Annotated in this window: 14 protein-coding genes and 1 pseudogene; 13 read left to right on the top strand and 2 right to left on the bottom strand. The window is 70.8% G+C overall.

Features of this window, described 5'->3' with window-relative positions:
* Positions 1–4: 4 nt before the first annotated feature.
* Positions 5–1,171 carry an acyltransferase family protein gene (locus HMPREF0731_RS04175; RefSeq protein ID WP_007002780.1) on the bottom strand — a complete coding sequence of 389 codons (1,167 nt, stop codon included), beginning with the start codon at positions 1,169–1,171 and terminating at the stop codon, positions 5–7.
* Positions 1,172–1,408: 237 nt separating this feature from the next.
* On the opposite strand from HMPREF0731_RS04175, the gene HMPREF0731_RS04170 reads away from it, so the two are divergent.
* From HMPREF0731_RS04170 to dnaE, 6 genes are all read left to right on the top strand, one after another.
* Positions 1,409–1,669 carry a DUF1467 family protein gene (locus tag HMPREF0731_RS04170; protein ID WP_007002779.1) on the top strand — a complete coding sequence of 87 codons (261 nt, stop codon included), beginning with the start codon at positions 1,409–1,411 and terminating at the stop codon, positions 1,667–1,669.
* Positions 1,670–2,099: 430 nt separating this feature from the next.
* Positions 2,100–3,410, top strand: coding sequence for a proline--tRNA ligase (gene proS, locus HMPREF0731_RS04165; protein WP_007002777.1), 1,311 nt, complete (start codon positions 2,100–2,102; stop codon positions 3,408–3,410).
* A gap of 7 nt (positions 3,411–3,417) precedes the next feature.
* Positions 3,418–4,683 carry a lipoprotein-releasing ABC transporter permease subunit gene (locus HMPREF0731_RS04160; RefSeq protein WP_007002776.1) on the top strand — a complete coding sequence of 422 codons (1,266 nt, stop codon included), beginning with the start codon at positions 3,418–3,420 and terminating at the stop codon, positions 4,681–4,683.
* Positions 4,676–5,356: an ABC transporter ATP-binding protein gene (locus HMPREF0731_RS04155; RefSeq protein ID WP_007002775.1), complete on the top strand. Its 681-nt coding sequence runs from the start codon at positions 4,676–4,678 to the stop codon at positions 5,354–5,356. Before HMPREF0731_RS04160 ends, HMPREF0731_RS04155 begins: the two co-directional genes overlap by 8 nt.
* Entirely contained in the window at positions 5,349–6,248 is a 900-nt protein-coding gene (locus tag HMPREF0731_RS04150; RefSeq protein ID WP_007002774.1) for an O-fucosyltransferase family protein, read from the top strand. The genes HMPREF0731_RS04155 and HMPREF0731_RS04150 overlap by 8 nt, the downstream gene beginning before the upstream one ends.
* A 28-nt stretch (positions 6,249–6,276) precedes the next feature.
* Positions 6,277–9,720, top strand: a complete 3,444-nt coding sequence (dnaE, locus tag HMPREF0731_RS04145; RefSeq protein ID WP_007002773.1) for a DNA polymerase III subunit alpha — start codon at positions 6,277–6,279, stop codon at positions 9,718–9,720.
* A 108-nt stretch (positions 9,721–9,828) separates the two neighbouring features.
* Here the strand turns inward: dnaE and HMPREF0731_RS04140 are convergent, their stop codons facing one another.
* Positions 9,829–10,335 (bottom strand): GNAT family N-acetyltransferase, encoded by a 507-nt coding sequence (locus HMPREF0731_RS04140; protein WP_007002772.1) that lies wholly within the window; start codon positions 10,333–10,335, stop codon positions 9,829–9,831.
* A gap of 236 nt (positions 10,336–10,571) precedes the next feature.
* Here HMPREF0731_RS04140 and rpsB point away from each other — a divergent pair, with 236 nt between their 5' ends.
* From rpsB to HMPREF0731_RS04105, 7 genes and pseudogenes are all read left to right on the top strand, one after another.
* On the top strand, positions 10,572–11,396 hold the full coding sequence (gene rpsB, locus HMPREF0731_RS04135; protein WP_007002771.1) for a 30S ribosomal protein S2: 825 nt from the start codon (positions 10,572–10,574) through the stop codon (positions 11,394–11,396).
* A 30-nt stretch (positions 11,397–11,426) separates the two neighbouring features.
* Positions 11,427–12,338, top strand: a complete 912-nt coding sequence (gene tsf, locus HMPREF0731_RS04130; protein WP_007002770.1) for a translation elongation factor Ts — start codon at positions 11,427–11,429, stop codon at positions 12,336–12,338.
* Positions 12,339–12,541: 203 nt separating this feature from the next.
* Positions 12,542–13,261: a UMP kinase gene (gene pyrH, locus HMPREF0731_RS04125; protein ID WP_007002769.1), complete on the top strand. Its 720-nt coding sequence runs from the start codon at positions 12,542–12,544 to the stop codon at positions 13,259–13,261.
* An 18-nt stretch (positions 13,262–13,279) separates the two neighbouring features.
* Positions 13,280–13,852: a ribosome recycling factor gene (gene frr / locus HMPREF0731_RS04120; protein ID WP_007002768.1), complete on the top strand. Its 573-nt coding sequence runs from the start codon at positions 13,280–13,282 to the stop codon at positions 13,850–13,852.
* Positions 13,853–13,860: 8 nt separating this feature from the next.
* The gene (locus HMPREF0731_RS04115; protein ID WP_007002767.1) at positions 13,861–14,634 is read left to right on the top strand and encodes an isoprenyl transferase; all 774 of its coding nucleotides are present in this window, start codon (positions 13,861–13,863) and stop codon (positions 14,632–14,634) included.
* 3 nt (positions 14,635–14,637) lie between these two features.
* Positions 14,638–15,516 carry a phosphatidate cytidylyltransferase gene (locus HMPREF0731_RS04110; protein WP_007002766.1) on the top strand — a complete coding sequence of 293 codons (879 nt, stop codon included), beginning with the start codon at positions 14,638–14,640 and terminating at the stop codon, positions 15,514–15,516.
* A pseudogene (locus HMPREF0731_RS04105) lies at positions 15,507–15,687 on the top strand (1-deoxy-D-xylulose-5-phosphate reductoisomerase); the annotation flags it as partial. The gene HMPREF0731_RS04110 and the pseudogene HMPREF0731_RS04105, both read left to right, overlap by 10 nt.

Here is a 15,687-nt window from a genome sequence, read left to right as displayed (position 1 = left end):
CCCCTCAGCGCGCCCGGGCGCCGGCCGCCCGCCTTGGCGTCCGGCTGGCGGCCACGAAGGGCGGCAGGGCCCGCGCCAGGAGATGCGCCGGGCGCTCCACCAGCCGGAACATCAGCGCCGCCACCGGCAGCGACAGCAACACGGCGAGGGCGCCGACCTGCCAGGGCTCGGCCCGGTCGCGCAGCGCATGGGTCAGCGCCAGCAGCACCGGCATATGCGCCAGGTAGAGGCTGAAAGAGATCTTCCCGAGCCAGAGCAGCCCGGGGTGCCGCAGCAGGCGGGCGAAGGGCCCGTCGCGCTGCGCCAGCAGGATCAGCAGGGCCGAGCCGGCGATCACCCCGTAGTCATGCGCCGCCATGGCCATCACCAGCACGGCCAGGCCGGCGGCCAGCGCCTGGGTGCCGTCCAGGGGTTTTGGCGGGCGCAACGCCAGCACGGCGCCGGTGGCGAAGGCGGGCAGGAAGCCGGCGCTGGCGGCGAAGGTGGCCGGCAGGCTGCCGCCCAGCGAGACCTGGCCCTCCGGCATGCCGGCCAGCCGCGCCACGCCGGCGCCGAGCAGGGCGACGGCCAGCAGCCATTCCGGCCGGTTCCGCAGCAGCAGGGCCAGCGGCAGCAGCAGCGCGATGCGCCATTCATGCACCAGCGACCACAGCACCGGGTTCAGCTGGAAGCCGTCGCCATGCCGCAGCAGCAGCGCCTGGCCGAGCAGGTCGGGCCAGCTCCAGGGCGTGGCCCAGGCGGCGCCGGCCACGATGTGCGGGCTGCCCTCGGGCAGCGGCGCGCGCCAGGTGAGGCTCTGCAGCGCCGCCGAGAGCAGCAACGCGCCCAGCACCGGCAGGCCGAGCCGCAGCGCCCGCTGCACCCCGTAATGCGCCCAGCCGGGCCAGGAGAGCACGCTGCCGGGCTGCCGCGCCTCCTGCCGGGCGAGCGCCCGGGTCAGCACATAGCCGCTGAGCACGAAGAAGAAGACCACCGCCTGCCGCCCGGTGGCCAGCGGGCGCAGCGGCGTCTCGGCCACCGCCCAGACCAGCCAGGCGGGCAGGCCGGGCAGGGTCAGCCAGACATGGTGCAGCACGACGATCAGCGCGGCGATGCCGCGCAGCGAATCCAGCTCCACCAGCCTGGCGGCGGGCGGGCGGGCGGTGGGCGAGGCAGGCAGGTCGGCCGGCATGGGACTCCCGGATCCGGAAGGGCCGCCGCGCGGGGCGGGGGCCGATGGACGGTCAGGGGCGGTCCCGGCGAGGGGGACCGCGGGGCGGGCCCCTCAGCTTGGGCCAGGGGGGCGCGGGGCCAACCCCGGATCACGCACTCGGTTGCCGGGCGGCCATCACGGTGGGGCGAGGCCCGGCCCCTTCCTCGCCGCCGCGCCAGCGCCTATCTCCGGGGGCGTGACGGAGGGAAGGCTGCGATGAACTGGTTCACCGGCTTCATGGTCTATTTTCTGGTCTGGTGGACGGTGCTGTTCGCCATGCTGCCGATCGGCGTGCGGCCGGATGCCGAGGGCCGGGCCCCGGGCAATTGGCGCGGTGCGCCGGCAGCGCCGATGCTGGGGCGCAAGATGGTCTGGACCACCATCGCGGCCACGCTGATTTTCGCCGGAATCTATGCGCTGGTGACCAGCGATTATCTCAGCTTCCGCCAGGGCTGGCTGGCAATGCCTGGAGATTAGGCGATTTGGCCAGCGATAGGACGCCGATTGCGCATTTTGCGCGCAAGGAGCCCGCGATCGCCTGTTTTTTTGGCTGATCGCGGGTGTTTTTGCGTTGCGGCAAAAAGGAGCGGGGCGCAGGATCAGCCCCAGGAAGAGAGCTGGTTCTCTTCCTGCCGTGTGACTGGCGTTTCCTCCCTAAACTCGGGCCGCACCTTCGGTGTGGCCCTTTTTTTTGTTGTATCGGCAACGATCCAAAGCCGGCAAGGCAAATCGGCGGGACCGGTCCGCATTTCTTTCCGAATTGTGCGTTTTCATAAGTTGCCACGCATTTTTGCTGCGCTGCGGCATGAGCGGGCGACGTGATCCGCCGCGACGGACGCGGCCCCTGGCATAACGCCGCGCGCGCCTCTACCTTCCGCCCGCCGTAGTCCCGACCGGAGCTGAACCCTTGCGCCTCTCCCGCGCCTTCCTGCCCACCCTGAAAGAAGTCCCCGCCGAGGCCGCCATCGCCTCGCACAAGCTGATGCTGCGCGCCGGCATGATCCGCCAGACCTCGGCGGGCATCTATGCCTGGCTGCCGCTCGGCCTGCGCGTGCTGCAAAAGGTCAGCCAGATCGTGCGCGAGGAGCAGGACGCCGCCGGCGCCCAGGAGATCCTGATGCCGACCATCCAGAGCGCCGAGCTCTGGAAGCAGTCCGGCCGCTATGACGACTACGGCAAGGAGATGCTGCGCATCACCGACCGGCATGAGCGGGAGATGCTGTTCGGCCCGACCAACGAGGAAATGGTCACCGACCTGTTCAAGAGCTACGCCAAGTCGTATCGCGACCTGCCGCGCAACCTCTACCACATCCAGTGGAAGTTCCGGGACGAGATCCGCCCCCGCTTCGGCGTGATGCGCGGCCGCGAATTCCTGATGAAGGACGCCTATTCCTTCGACATCGATGCCGAGGCGGCGCGGCTCTCCTACAAGAAGATGTTCGTGGCCTATCTGCGCACCTTCGCGCGGATGGGGCTGAAGGCCATCCCGATGCGCGCCGATACCGGCCCGATCGGCGGCGACCTCTCCCACGAATTCATCATCCTGGCCGAGACCGGCGAGAGCCAGGTCTATCTGCACAAGGACCTGCTGGAATTCGACGTGCTGGCGCAGAAGCCCGACTATGAGGGCGACCTGGACCCGACCGTCGATTTCTGGACCAGCCGCTACGCCGCCACCGACGAGATGCATGACGAGGCCGCCTGGAACGCGCTGGGCGCGGAGAACCAGGTGTCTGCCCGCGGCATCGAGGTGGGGCACATCTTCTATTTCGGCGAGAAGTACTCCAAGGCGATGGGCCTCACCGTCGCCGGGCCGGACGGCAATCCGGTGATCCCGCAGATGGGCAGCTACGGCATCGGCGTCTCCCGCCTGCTGGGCGCGCTGATCGAGGCCAACCATGACGATGCCGGCATCAAATGGCCGGATGCGGTCGCGCCCTTCCGCTGCGCCATCCTGAACCTGAAGCCCGGCGACCTCGCCACCGACGCGCTGTCGGAGAAGCTCTACGCCGCGCTCGGCGGCGACGCCGTCTATGACGACCGGGGCGAGCGGGCGGGGGTGAAGTTCAACGATGCCGACCTGGCTGGCTATCCCTGGCAGGCCATCATCGGCCCGCGCGGCGCCGCCAATGGCATCATCGAGCTGAAGCGCCGCGCCACCGGCGAGCGGCAGGAGGTCTCGATCGAGGCCGCGCTCGCCCAGATCCTGGGCCAGTAGGCCGCGCATGTTCGGTGCCTTCGAGCGGAAGGTCGCGTTCCGCTACCTGCGGGCGCGCAAGGGCGAGCGCTTCGTCTCGGTCATCGCCACCTTCTCGCTGGTGGGCATCGCGCTCGGCGTCGCCACGCTGATCATCGTGATGAGCGTGATGAACGGCTTCCGGCAGGAACTGCTGGGCCGCATCCTGGGGCTGAACGGGCATCTCGGCATCCACGCCGCGGCCTCCGGCCCCGGCGGCGGTGGCATCCGCGACTATGACGCGATCGCCGAGCGGGTGCGGCAGATGGCCGGGGTGGCCAGCGCCACCCCGATCGTCGAGGGCCAGGTGCTGATGACCAGCGAGGCCGGCGGCGCCACCGGCGGCATCGCCCGCGGCATCAAGCCCGAGGACCTCCGTGCCCGGCCGCTGCTGGCGGGCAATATCCGCGCCGGCAGCCTGGACAATTTCCAGGGGGATGATGCCATCCTGATCGGCACGCGGCTGGCGCAGAAGCTCGGCCTCGGCGTCGGCTCGAAGATCACCCTGGTCTCGCCGCAGGGGCGCAGCACCGTCATCGGCACGGTGCCGCGGCTCAAGGCCTATACGGTCGTGGCGCTGTTCGAGGCGGGGATGAACGAATACGACAGCGGCTATGTCTTCCTGCCGCTGCCTGCCGCGCAGGTCTATTTCCAGCTGCGCGACGCCGCCTCGATGATCGAGGTCTTCGTCAACGACCCGGACAATGTGCGGGCGGTGACGCGGGAGATCGTGCGCGGCCTCTCCCCCCTGCCGGTGCGGGTGCTGGACTGGCAGGCGGCCAATTCCTCCTTCTTCGCGGCGGTGCAGGTGGAGCGGAACGTGATGTTCCTGATCCTCACCCTCATCATCATCGTCGCCGCCTTCAACATCGTCTCCTCGCTGATCATGCTGGTGAAGGACAAGGGGCGCGACATCGCCATCCTGCGCACCATGGGCGCCACGCGCGGCGCGGTGATGCGCATCTTCCTGCTCTGCGGCACCTCGATCGGCGTGCTCGGGACGACCATCGGCTTCGCGCTCGGCCTGGTCTTCTGCATCAACATCGAGCACATCCGACAGGCGCTGCAATCGCTGACCGGCACGCAGCTCTTCAGCCCGGAAGTGTATTTCCTGACCCGGCTGCCGGCGGTGGTCGATCCGGGGGAGGTGACGCAGGTGGTGCTGATGGGGCTCGGCCTGTCGCTGCTGGCCACCCTCTACCCCTCCTGGCGCGCGGCGAGGACCGACCCGGTGGAGGCCCTGCGCAATGAGTGAGCTTCGCCTGCATCTCGACCGTGTCGAGCGCCGCTACCGCACCGAGGCCGGGGAACTCCCGGTGCTGCGCGGCGCGGAACTCCGCCTGCATGCCGGGGAGATCGTGGCCCTCGTCGCCCCCTCCGGCACCGGCAAATCCACCCTGCTGCACCTGGCCGGGCTGCTGGAGCGCCCGGATGGCGGCGAGGTGCACATCGCCGGCCAGGCCACCGGCGGGCTGAAGGACGAGGCGCGCAGCGGGCTGCGCGGCCGCGCCATCGGCTTCGTCTACCAGTTCCATCACCTGCTGCCGGAATTCACCGCGCTCGAGAATGTGGTGATGCCGCAGATGGCGATCGGCACGGCCGAGAAGCCGGCGAGCCGCCGCGCCGCCGAGCTGCTGGGCCGCTTCGGCCTGGAGCACCGCGCGCATCACCGCCCGGGCCGGCTCTCGGGCGGCGAGCAGCAGCGTGTCGCCATCGCCCGCGCGCTGGCCAACCGCCCCGGCCTGCTGCTGGCCGACGAGCCCACCGGCAATCTGGACGTCGCCACCTCCGACATCGTGTTCGGCGAGCTGCTGGAGGCGGTGCGGCATGACGGGCTGGCGGCGCTGATCGCCACCCACAATCCGGAACTGGCCCGGCGCATGGACCGGGTGGTGACGCTGCGCGACGGGCAGGTGGTCGATGCCTGACGCCGCCGCCCCCGTGCTGCGGCTGAAGACCAGCAGCGGCCTGGGCAACCGCATGTTCCAGTGCCTCTTCGCCTACCGGCTGGCGGCGGAGCTGGGGGTGGAGGTGACCGGCGACGGCGTGCCGGAATGGGGCATCGCGCATGCGGAGGTGGCGCTGCCGCGCCCCTCGGTGTTTCTCCAGGGGCACCGGCCCAGCCTGCTCGGGCTGAAGCGGCTGGTGCGGCTCGGCCTGCTGCGCGGCATCGAGACCAATTGCCTGGCCTGCCGGCTGGAGCTGCTGCCGCCGCGCGAGGCCGCGCAGGCCCTGTTCCGCGACCAGGGCGCCGAGCCGCTGCCGCTGCCGCCCGACGCGCTGCTGATCAATGTGCGGGCCGCCGAGATCCTGGACGGCCGGCACAAGGATTACCGGCCGCTGCCCATCGCCTTCTATGAGCGGCTGCTCCGCGAGACGAAGCTGCGCCCGGTCTTCATGGGCCAGCTCTCGGACGACCCCTACAGCCAGGCGCTGCGCGCGCGCTTCCCGCAGGCGGAGTTCCACGCCTCGCGCGGGGCGATGGCGGATTTCGCCACGCTGCGCGCGGCGCGGCATGTGGCGATGGCGGTCAGCACCTTCTCCTGGCTGGGCTGCTGGCTGTCCGAGGCGCAGACCATCCACATGCCGCTGATCGGCTTCTTCCACCCGAAGCGGCGGCCGGAGGTCGACCTCTTCCCGGTGGAGGAGACGCGCTACCGTTTCCACGCCTTCCCCGCCGATGCCTGGACCGGCTCGGCCGAGCAGCTGCGCCAGACCATCGAGGGCGCGGAGGCCGGCAAGCGTGTCAGCGCCCGCTATGTCGCCGGGCTGGTGCACGGCATCCAATGGCCGGAGCCGGCCGCCGCCCCGCCGGGCTGAGCGGCCGCGCCCCGCAGGAGACTTCCCGATGGGCAGCTTCGTCCACCTGCACGTCCATTCCGCCTATTCGCTGGCCGAGGGCGCCATCAAGGCGGAGAAGCTGGCCGAGCTGGCGAAGGCCGGCGGCATGCCCGCCGTCGCCCTGACCGACACGGCCAACATGTTCGGCGCGCTGGAATTCTCCAAGGCCTGTTCGGGCAAGGGGGTGCAGCCGATCATGGGCTGCCAGCTCTTCCTGACCCGCGGCGCCGCCGATGACCGGCCCGAGGTGCTGCGCCTGCCGCCCGATCCGGTGGTGGCGCTGGCGATGGACGCGGAGGGGCTGGAGAATGTCCAGCGCCTCTCCTCCCAGGGCTTCCTGCGCGACGACCCCTCCGGCCGCCCCACCGTCACGCTGGAGCTGCTGAAGCAGCACGCCGCCGGTGTCACCCTGCTGACCGGGCCGAGCACCACCGGCCCGCTCGGCCGGCTGCTGCTGGAAGGCCGCCGCGACGCCGCCCTCCGGCTGCTGGAAGAACTGAAAGAAAGCTTCGGCGGGGACCGGCTGGTGGTGGAGCTGACCCGCCACGGGCTGGAGATCGAGCGCGCCCTGGACCCGGCGCTGGTGGCGCTGGCCGATGCCGCGGGCCTGCCGCTGGCCGCCGCCAACGACATCTACTTCTCCAAGCCGGAGATGTATGAGGCGCATGACGCGCTGCTCTGCATCGCCGAGGGGCGGACCCTGGCCGAGCCCGACCGAAGGCGCGTCACGCCCGAGCATTTCTTCAAGTCGGCCGAGGCGATGCGCACGCTCTTCGCCGACCTGCCCGAGGCCTGCGACAACACCCTGGCGATCGCCCGGCGCTGCGCCATCATGGCGGAGAACCGCAAGCCCGAGCTGCCGATCTGCCCCAAGGTGCAGCCCGGCATGACCGAGGCCGAGACGGTGCGCGACATGGCCAAGCGCGGGCTGGAGGCGCGGCTGGACGCGCAGGCCACGCCGGAGGCCGAGCGCCCGACCTACCGCACGCGGCTGGAATTCGAGCTCGACATCATCGAGAAGATGGGCTTCTCGGGCTACTTCCTGATCGTCGCCGACTTCATCCAATGGGCCAAGCAGCAGGGCATCCCGGTGGGGCCGGGGCGTGGCTCCGGCGCCGGCTCGGTCGCCGCCTGGGCGCTGCTGATCACCGATCTCGACCCGCTGCGCTTCGGCCTGCTCTTCGAGCGCTTCCTGAATCCCGAGCGCGTCTCGATGCCGGATTTCGACATCGATTTCTGCCAGGACCGGCGCGACGAGGTGATCCAGTATGTCCGCCGCGAATATGGCGAGGACCGGGTGGCGCAGATCATCACCTTCGGCCGCCTCCAGGCCAAGGCGGTGGTGCGCGATGTCGGCCGCGTCATGGGCATGCCCTATGGGCAGGTCAACAAGATCGCCGAGCTGATCCCCTTCAACCCGGCCAAGCCGGTGACGCTGCAGCAGGCCCTCGATGGCGAGCCGCGGCTGCAGGAGATGCGCCAGGCCGACGAGATGGTCGACCGGCTGATGGAAACCGCGCTGGTGCTGGAGGGGCTGTACCGCAACGCCTCGACCCACGCCGCCGGCGTCGTCATCGGCCGCAAGCCGCTGATCGACACGGTGGCGCTGTATCGCGACCCGCGCTCCGACATGCTGGTGACGCAGTATTCCATGAAATACGTGGAAAATGCCTCGCTGGTGAAGTTCGACTTCCTCGGCCTCAAGACGCTGACCGTGCTGCAGCGCGCGGTCGAGATCCTGGCCGGGCAGGGCATCACCATCGACCTGGCCGCCCTGCCGCTGGACGATGCGAAGACCTACGAGATGCTGGCGCGCGGCGATTCCGCCGGCGTGTTCCAGTTCGAAGGCCAGGGCATGCGCGAATGCCTGCGCATGATGCGCCCCGACCGGTTCGAGGATCTGATCGCCGCCGTCTCGCTGTATCGCCCCGGCCCGATGGCCAACATCCCGGCCTATTGCGCCCGCAAGCATGGCGAGGCCTGGGAGCCGGTGCATCCCGCGATGCGCCACTTGGTCGAGGAGACCTATGGCATCCTGGTCTACCAGGAGCAGGTCATGCAGATCAGCCAGGATGTCGCGGGCTACAGCCTCGGCGGCGCCGACCTGCTGCGCCGCGCCATGGGCAAGAAGATCCGCTCCGAGATGGAGGCACAGAGAAAAATCTTCGTCGATGGCGCGGTGAAGAACGGCGTGCCGGAGGGCAAGGCCGGCGAGATCTTCGACCTGATGGAGAAATTCGCCGAATACGGCTTCAACAAGTCGCACGCCGCCGCCTACGCGCTGGTCGCCTACCACACCGCCTATCTGAAGGCGAACCATCCGGTGGCGTTCCTCGCCGCCTCGATGACGCTCGACCTCGACAAGACCGAGAAGCTGGCCAACCACATGCAGGAGGCCTCCCGCCTCGGCATCCCGGTGCTGCCGCCCGACGTCAACCGCTCCGCCGCCGAGTTCAAGGTGGAGACCATGGAGGATGGGCGCCAGGCCATCCGCTTCGCGCTGGCCGCCGTCAAGCGCGTCGGCATGCAGGCGATGCAGGACCTGGTGCGGGCGCGGGACGCGAAGGGGCCGTTCCGCTCCATCGCCGAATTCGCCGGGCGGGTGGACCCGAAGCTGCTGAACAAGATGCAGCTGGAGAACCTGGCCCGCGCCGGCGCCTTCGACAGCCTGGAGAAGAACCGCGCCCGCATGACCATGGCGGCCGAGGTGGTGCTGCGCCGCGCCCAATCCTCGGCCGAGGAGCGCAATTCCAGCCAGATCGGCCTGTTCGGCGGCGGCGATTCGCGGCCCGAGCCGCTGCGCCTGCCCAATGTCCCGGACTGGCCGGAGCTGGAGCGCCTGACCCAGGAGGCCGAGGCGGTGGGCTTCCACCTCTCCGCCCATCCGCTCGACACCTACAAGGAAGTGCTGCGCAAGCTGCGGGTGACGTCGATCGCCCAGCTCCAGGCCAAGGCCGAGGCCGGGGCGGCGGTGCTGAAGATCGCCGGCACGGTGGTGAACAGCAAGGAGCGCACCACCCGCACCGGCAGCCGCATGGCCTGGCTGAAGCTCTCCGATTCCAGCGGCAGCACCGAGGTGACGCTGTTCTCCGAGGTGCTGCTGCGCGCCCGCCCGATCCTGACCGAGGGCAATGCCGTGCTGGTCAGCTGCGAGGCGCGGATGGAGGGCGAGACGCTGCGCCTGACCGCCCAGGGCATCGAGGAGCTGGACAAGGCGGCGAGCGGCGTCGGCCAGCAGATCCGCCTCTGGCTGGAGGATGCGGTCGCCATCGAGCCGATCCGCGAGATGCTGGCCCGCGAGGGGCAGGGCAGGGGGCGCGTCATCCTGATCCCCCGCCTGGGTGAGGGGCAGGAGCTGGAGGTGGTGCTGCCCGGCGCCTGGAATGTCTCGCCACGCCTGGCGCAGGCGCTGAAGGTGGTGCCCGGGGTCGCGTCGGTCGAGGCAGGGTAGGAAAAGGCCAGGGGAATGAATTCCCCTGGACCCCTTCTTTTTTCTGTCCGTTGGCCCTGGAGGCGTCCCGCCTCTTCACCAGGGGGAATTATTCCCCCTGGCCTTGCTTCAGTCCTCGTCCGCGAGGAGCGCCCAGCGCTCATGGTCCCGCCACAGCCCGCCGATGCGGAGATAGCGCGGCGAGAGCCCTTCCAGGCGGAAGCCCAGCCTTTGCACCAGGGCGCGGGAGGCGGTGTTGCCCGGCTGGATATTGGCTTCCACCCGGTGCAGGCCGAGCGGGCCGAAGGCGTGGGCGATGGCCAGGCGCAGCGCCTCGGTCATCAGCCCCTGCCGGGCGAAGCGCGCCATGCCGTAATAGCCCAGGAAGGCCGACTGGAAGGCGCCGCCGACGATCTGGCTCAGGTTCACCACCCCGGCGATGCCGCCCGTGCGCACCTCGATGGCGACCAGGCCGAGATGGGGGCCGGTCAGCTGGCGCTGGAACCAGGCGTCGAATCCGGCCTGGTCGGTGAAGGGCTCGACCCAGGGGGCGTGCAGCGCGCGGCTCTCGCGGTTGGCCTCGATCAGGGCGGCGGCGTCGCTGGCTTGGGCGGGGCGGAGGGTCAGGCGGGACATGGCGGGCCGCACTCTGCCGCCCGGGGCGGCGCCGGCAAAGGGGGGGCCAGCCATTCCTTGCCAGCTGCGGCCCCGCCCTCTATATCCCGCCGCGCCGACGCGGGACGTCCCCCGCGCCGGCAAATCCGCACGCGGTGCGCCCTTCCATCCCGTCCCGGGATGAACGGGTCCGGTCCCCCGAGAGGGGGGTGAGCGCCGCGGAGGCCCAACCGGACGTGTTTTGAAGGAAGATCGCCATGGCGATGCCCGAAGTTTCCCTGCGCCAGCTGCTCGAGGCCGGTGTCCATTTCGGCCACCACACCCGCCGCTGGAACCCGCGCATGGCGCCGTACATCTTCGGCGTGCGCAACCAGGTCCACATCCTCGACCTGCAGCAGACCGTGCCGATGATGGACCGCGCGCTGCGCGCCATCCGTGACGTCGTCGCCGGCGGCGGCCGCGTGCTGTTCGTGGGCACCAAGAAGTCGGCGGCCGAGTATGTGGCCGAGGCCGCGACCCGCTGCGGCCAGTACTATGTGAACCACCGTTGGCTCGGCGGCATGCTGACCAACTGGAAGACCATCACCGGCTCCATCAAGCGCCTGAAGCAGATGGACGAGCAGCTCGGCGGCAACACCCAGGGCCTCACCAAGAAGGAAGTCCTGATGCTGACGCGCGAGCGCGAGAAGCTCGACCGCGCGCTGGGCGGCATCCGTGAGATGGGCGGCCTGCCGGACATCATCTTCGTCATCGACGTGGTGAAGGAGAAGCTGGCGATCGAGGAGGCCAACAAGCTCGGCATCCCGGTGGTCGCCGTGGTCGACTCCAACGCCGATCCCGAGGGCGTGGCCTTCCCGATCCCGGGCAATGACGACGCCATCCGCGCCATCAACCTGTATTGCGACATGGTCGCCGCCGCCGTGTTCGACGGCATCAGCGCCGAGCTGCAGGCCTCCGGCGTCGATCTGGGCTCCGTCGAGGAGCTGCCGGCCGAGGAGCTGGCCGCCGTCGAGGGCGCCGAGGGTGCCGCCGAGGCCCCGGCCCCGGCCGAGGGCGAGGCCACCCCGGCCGCCCAGGCCTGAACCAGACGATCGGCAGACAGGAGCATTCCGATGGCTGAAATCACCGCCGCGATGGTGCGCGACCTGCGCGAGAAGACCGGCGCGGGCATGATGGACTGCAAGAAGGCCCTGGTGGAGAACAATGGCGACGCCGAGGCGGCGATCGACTGGCTGCGCAAGAAGGGCCTCGCCGCCGCGGCGAAGAAGTCCGGCCGCGTCGCCGCCGAGGGCCTGATCGGCACCGCCACCGGCCCGCAGGTCGGCGCCATGGTCGAGGTGAACGCCGAGACCGACTTCGTCGCCCGCAACGAGCTGTTCCAGAACTTCGTGGCCGAGGTCGCGGGTCTGGTGCTCTCGGTCGGCGAGGATGTCGAGGCGCTGAAGGCGGCCACCTTCCCGGGCACCACCCATTCGGTGCAGGACGAGCTGACCCGCCTGATCGCCACCATCGGCGAGAACATGTCGATCCGCCGCGCCAAGCGCTTCAGCGTGTCCTCGGGCGCCGTGGCCTCCTATGTCCACTCCGCCGTCAAGCCGGGCCTCGGCAAGATCGGCGTGCTGGTGGCGCTGGAAGCCGCCTCCGAGATCGAGGCGCTGGAGACGCTGGGCCGCCAGATCGGCATGCACGTCGCCGCGACCCGCCCCGAGGCGCTGGACATCTCGGCCGTCGACCCCTCCGCGCTCGAGCGCGAGAAGGCGGTGCTGAGCGAGCAGGCCCGCGCCTCCGGCAAGCCGGACGCCATCATCGAGAAGATGGTCGAGGGCCGCGTCCGCAAGTACTACGAGGAAGTGGTGCTGCTGGAGCAGGTCTGGGTGCATGATGGCGAGAGCCGCGTGAAGGCCGTGGTGCAGAAGGCCGGCGCCAAGCTGGTCGGCTTCACCCGCTTCCAGCTCGGCGAGGGCATCGAGAAGCAGACCAGCGACTTCGCCGCCGAGGTCGCCGCCGCCGCCGGCACGGTCTGAGACCGCGCTGAGAGACCCGATCGGGGGTGCCGGCCAGGCCGGTGCCCCCGTTTGGCTGCCGGGCGCCACGCCGCCGCCATGACGCGGCGCCCGCCGCCGCCGCCGGCGGAGGCAACCCTTTGCCGGGTCGCGGCCTTGCCGCAGCCGGGGGCGCTGCCTATCGTGCCCCGCCCGTTTCGCCCCTGGATGTTGGAACCCCGCCCATGCCCGCCCCGATCTACAAGCGCGTCCTGCTCAAGCTGTCGGGCGAGGCTCTGATGGGCGGCCGGGAATACGGGCTGGACACCGCGACGGTCCGCGCCATCGCCGCCGACATCAAGGGCGTGGTGGATCTGGGCGTCGAGGTCTGCGTGGTGGTGGGGGGTGGCAACATCTTCCGCGGCGTCGCCGGCGCCTCCTCCGGCATGGACCGCGCCCAGGCCGACAGCATGGGCATGCTGGCCACGGTGATGAACGCGCTGGCGATGCAGAGCGCGCTGGAGCGGATCGAGGTGCCGACCCGCGTGCAGTCGGCCATCCCGATGAGCAGCGTCTGCGAGCCCTTCATCCGCCGCCGCGCCGAGCGGCACATGGAGAAGGGGCGGGTGGTGATCTTCGCCGCCGGCTCCGGCAACCCGTTCTTCACCACCGACACCGCGGCCGCCTTGCGCGCCGCCGAGATGCGCTGCGACGCCCTGTTCAAGGGCACCCAGGTGGATGGCGTCTACTCCGCCGACCCGCGCAAGAACCCGCAGGCGGAGCGCTACACGACGCTCACCTATCTCGACATGCTGGCGCGCGACCTGGCGGTGATGGATGCCGCCGCGATCAGCCTGGCGCGCGAGAACAAGCTGCCGATCATCGTCTTCAACATCCATGAGCCGGGCGCCTTCACCGCCGTGATGCAGGGCGAGGGGCGCTTCACCACGGTCGTGGACCAGTAAGAGAAGGAGGGCCGCGCCATGGCCGCACCTGCCGATCTGAACACGCTCAAGCAGGACCTCACGCGCCGCATGGACGGCGCGCTGGAGGTGCTGAAGAAGGAATTCTCCGGCCTGCGCACCGGCCGCGCCTCGCCGGCGCTGCTGGAGCCGATCCGCGTCGAGGTCTATGGCGCGAACCAGCCGCTGAGCCAGGTGGCCAATGTCTCGGTGGGCGGGCCGGGCCTGCTCTCCGTGCAGGTCTGGGACCGCTCGGCCGCCAAGGCGGTGGAGATCGCCATCCGCGATTCCGGCCTCGGCCTGAACCCGCAGACCGAGGGCCAGACCATCCGCGTGCCGCTGCCGCCGCTGACGCAGGAGCGCCGCAACGAACTGGCCAAGCAGGCGCACAAATATGCCGAGGCCGCCAAGGTCGCGGTGCGCGGCGTGCGCCGCGACGGCATGGAATCGATCAAGGGCTGGGAGAAGAAGTCCGAGATCGGCAAGGACGACGCCGCGAAATGGTCCGACGAGGTGCAGAAGCTGACCGACCAGACGATCAAGAAGGTCGACGAGCTGCTGGCCGAGAAGGAAAAGGACATCAAGGCGGTCTGAGCCGGAGCATGAGCGCGGCGCCCCTCAACCAACCGCAGGCCGGCGCCGCCATGGCGATGCCCGCCCCCGCCGGGCCGGACTCCGGGCCGGTGCATGTCGGCCTGATCATGGATGGCAACCGCCGCTGGGCGAAGGGGCGCGGCCTGCCGCGCGCCCTCGGCCACAAGGCGGGGGTGGAGGCGGTGCGCCGCACCGTCCAGGCCGCCGCCGATGCCGGCATCGGCTGGCTGACCCTGTTCGCCTTCTCCTCGGAGAACTGGCAGCGCTCGGCCGATGAGGTGCGCGACCTCACCGGGCTGCTGCGCCTCTATCTGCGGCTCGAGGTCGCGACGCTCGCCAGGAACGGCGTGCGGCTGCGCGTCATCGGCGAGCGCGCCCGCTTCGGCGCCGACACCATGGCGGCGATCGAGGAGGCCGAGGCGGCCACCGCCCACAACACAAGGCTGAACCTGACCGTCGCGCTGTCCTATGGCGCGCGGGCCGAGATCGCCGCCGCCGCCCGCGCCGTGGCGGCCGAGATCGCCGCCGGGCGCCTGGCGCCGGAGGCGGTGGACGAGGCGGCGCTGGCCGCGCGGCTGTCCACCGCCGGCATGCCGGACCCGGATCTGATCATCCGCACCTCGGGCGAGCAGCGCCTGTCCAACTTCCTGCTGTGGCAGGCGGCCTATGCCGAGTTCGTCTTCCTCGACGTGCTGTGGCCGGATTTCGAGGCGGCGCATCTCGACCAGGCGCTGGCCGAGTTCCGCCGCCGCCAGCGCCGCTTCGGCAGCGGCGCGGGCTGAGCCATGACGGATCCCGTGCCCGAGCCCGGCGCCGCCGCGCAATCCGCCAAGCGCTGGCGCGACCTGAAGAAGCGCGCCCTCTCCGCCGCCGTGCTGGGGCCGGGGGCGTTGCTGTGCATCTGGCTCGGCGCGCTGCCCTGGACGGGGCTGATGACGCTGGCCATCGCGCTGCTCTCCTGGGAATGGGTGCGGCTCTGCGGGCTGCGCAGCCGCGCCTGGCCGGGCATCGCCGTGCCGGTCACGGTGGGCGCCGCCTGCGGCCTGGCGGTGTTCAACCTGCCGGTGCCGGGGCTGGCCGTGCTGCTGGTGGGCTTCCTCGGCACCTGGATCGCCGCCCCCCGGCTGCGCCGGCGCGGTGGCGGGCCGCCGCCCCCGGCCAGCTGGCTGGCGCTCGGCGTGCTCTATATCGGGCTGGCCGGCATCGCGCTGATCGAGCTGCGGCACGACAACGAGGCCGGCCGCAACAATGTCCTGTTCCTGATCTTCGTGGTCTGGGCCAGCGATATCGGCGCCTATCTGGTGGGCCGCCTGGTGGGCGGGCCGAAGCTGGCGCCCTCCATCTCGCCGGGCAAGACCCGGTCGGGCGCGGTGGGCGGGCTGCTCTGCTCGATGCTGGTGGGCTGGCTGGCGGCCGACTTCCTGGTGCCCGGCAACCCGCCGGCGCTGAAGGTGCTGGCGGTCGCCGCGCTGCTCGGCATCGCGACGCAGCTCGGCGACCTGCTGGAGAGCGGCGTGAAGCGGCATTTCGGGGTGAAGGATTCCTCCATGCTGATCCCCGGCCATGGCGGCGTGCTGGACCGGCTGGACGGGCTGCTGGCCGCCGCCCCGGTCGCCGCCCTGCTGGCCTTCGCCGTGGGCTATGGCGTGCCGCTATGGCGGTGAGCGGGACTCCGAAGCGCGTCAGCATCCTGGGCAGCACCGGCTCGGTCGGGCGCAGCACCGTGGCGCTGCTGGACGCCGCCGCGCCGGGCGAGTTCGCCACGGTCGCCCTGGTCGCCGGGCGGGATGCCGCGGGCCTGGCCGAGCAGGCGCTGCGCCTGCGCCCCGAGATCG

The sequence above is a fragment of the Pseudoroseomonas cervicalis ATCC 49957 genome (genome assembly GCF_000164635.1).
In the GTDB taxonomy this organism is placed as follows: Bacteria; Pseudomonadota; Alphaproteobacteria; order Acetobacterales; family Acetobacteraceae; genus Pseudoroseomonas; species Pseudoroseomonas cervicalis.
Note: the sequence above shows the minus strand (reverse complement) of the source record. Positions and strands in the feature narration are given on the sequence as shown.

Coding starts and splice junctions, on each gene's coding strand:
- HMPREF0731_RS04175 (WP_007002780.1), bottom strand. CDS start 1,171: ATGCCGGCCGACCTGCCTGCCTCGCCCACCGCCCGCCCGCCCGCCGCC.
- HMPREF0731_RS04170 (WP_007002779.1), top strand. CDS start 1,409: ATGAACTGGTTCACCGGCTTCATGGTCTATTTTCTGGTCTGGTGGACG.
- HMPREF0731_RS04160 (WP_007002776.1), top strand. CDS start 3,418: ATGTTCGGTGCCTTCGAGCGGAAGGTCGCGTTCCGCTACCTGCGGGCG.
- HMPREF0731_RS04155 (WP_007002775.1), top strand. CDS start 4,676: ATGAGTGAGCTTCGCCTGCATCTCGACCGTGTCGAGCGCCGCTACCGC.
- HMPREF0731_RS04150 (WP_007002774.1), top strand. CDS start 5,349: ATGCCTGACGCCGCCGCCCCCGTGCTGCGGCTGAAGACCAGCAGCGGC.
- dnaE (WP_007002773.1), top strand. CDS start 6,277: ATGGGCAGCTTCGTCCACCTGCACGTCCATTCCGCCTATTCGCTGGCC.
- HMPREF0731_RS04140 (WP_007002772.1), bottom strand. CDS start 10,335: ATGTCCCGCCTGACCCTCCGCCCCGCCCAAGCCAGCGACGCCGCCGCC.
- rpsB (WP_007002771.1), top strand. CDS start 10,572: ATGGCGATGCCCGAAGTTTCCCTGCGCCAGCTGCTCGAGGCCGGTGTC.
- tsf (WP_007002770.1), top strand. CDS start 11,427: ATGGCTGAAATCACCGCCGCGATGGTGCGCGACCTGCGCGAGAAGACC.
- pyrH (WP_007002769.1), top strand. CDS start 12,542: ATGCCCGCCCCGATCTACAAGCGCGTCCTGCTCAAGCTGTCGGGCGAG.
- frr (WP_007002768.1), top strand. CDS start 13,280: ATGGCCGCACCTGCCGATCTGAACACGCTCAAGCAGGACCTCACGCGC.
- HMPREF0731_RS04115 (WP_007002767.1), top strand. CDS start 13,861: ATGAGCGCGGCGCCCCTCAACCAACCGCAGGCCGGCGCCGCCATGGCG.
- HMPREF0731_RS04110 (WP_007002766.1), top strand. CDS start 14,638: ATGACGGATCCCGTGCCCGAGCCCGGCGCCGCCGCGCAATCCGCCAAG.